Raw genomic sequence first — 932 nt, 5'->3', positions numbered from 1 at the left:
CGCAGCGAGCGCTCCACCTCGACGGTGAAGTCGACATGGCCGGGGGTGTCGATGATGTTGATGGTGTGGTCGCGCCAGATACAGGTGGTGGCCGCGGAGGTGATGGTGATCCCCCGCTCCTGCTCCTGCTCCATCCAGTCCATCGTGGCGCCGCCCTCGTGGACCTCGCCGATCTTGTAGTTCACACCGGTATAGAAGAGGATGCGCTCGGTGGTGGTGGTCTTGCCCGCGTCGATGTGGGCCATGATCCCGATATTGCGGGTCCTGGCCAGCAAAGAATGTACGTCAGATGGCATCTCGGATCACCAGCGGTAGTGGGCGAAGGCCTTGTTGGACTCCGCCATCTTGTGGGTGTCCTCCCGGCGCTTCACGCTGGCGCCGAGGCCGTTGCTCGCGTCGATGAGCTCGTTCATCAGCCGCTCGGTCATCGTCTTCTCGCGACGAGCCCGGGAGTAGCCGACGATCCAGCGCAGCGCGAGGGTGGTGCTCCGGCCGGCGCGAACCTCGACCGGAACCTGGTAGGTGGCACCACCCACCCGGCGGCTACGCACCTCCAGCGTCGGCTTGACGTTGTCCAGCGCGCGCTTGAGCGTGACGACCGGGTCGTTGCCGGTCTTGTTCTTCGCACCCTCGAGTGCGCCGTACACGATGCGCTCCGCGACCGACTTCTTACCGCTCAACAGCACCTTGTTCACCAGCGCGGTCACCAGCGGCGACCCGTACACCGGGTCGACCACCACGGCGTGCTTGGGCGCAGGCCCCTTGCGCGGCATCAGCCCTTCTCCTTCTTCGCGCCGTAGCGGCTACGAGCCTGCTTACGGTTACGGACGCCCTGCGTGTCGAGAGCGCCTCGGACGATCTTGTACCGGACACCCGGAAGATCCTTCACTCGGCCACCGCGAACCAGGACGATCGAGTGCTCCTGCAGGTTG

2 protein-coding genes and 1 pseudogene are annotated in these 932 nt (G+C 65.3%); all 3 read right to left on the bottom strand.

Annotated elements, in window-relative coordinates:
• A partial coding sequence (locus ACY45C_RS00410; RefSeq protein WP_462185686.1) for a GTP-binding protein occupies positions 1-245 on the bottom strand: 245 nt, incomplete at its 3' end.
• 57 nt (positions 246-302) lie between these two features.
• A complete protein-coding gene (gene rpsG, locus ACY45C_RS00405) occupies positions 303-773 on the bottom strand; it encodes a 30S ribosomal protein S7 (RefSeq protein ID WP_009740531.1) in 471 nt (156 codons plus the stop codon).
• Positions 773-932 (bottom strand): annotated as a pseudogene (locus tag ACY45C_RS00400) (30S ribosomal protein S12); the annotation flags it as partial. The pseudogene ACY45C_RS00400 and the gene rpsG, both read right to left, overlap by 1 nt.

It is taken from the genome of Frankia sp. CcWB2, assembly GCF_977927585.1.
Note: the sequence above shows the minus strand (reverse complement) of the source record. Positions and strands in the feature narration are given on the sequence as shown.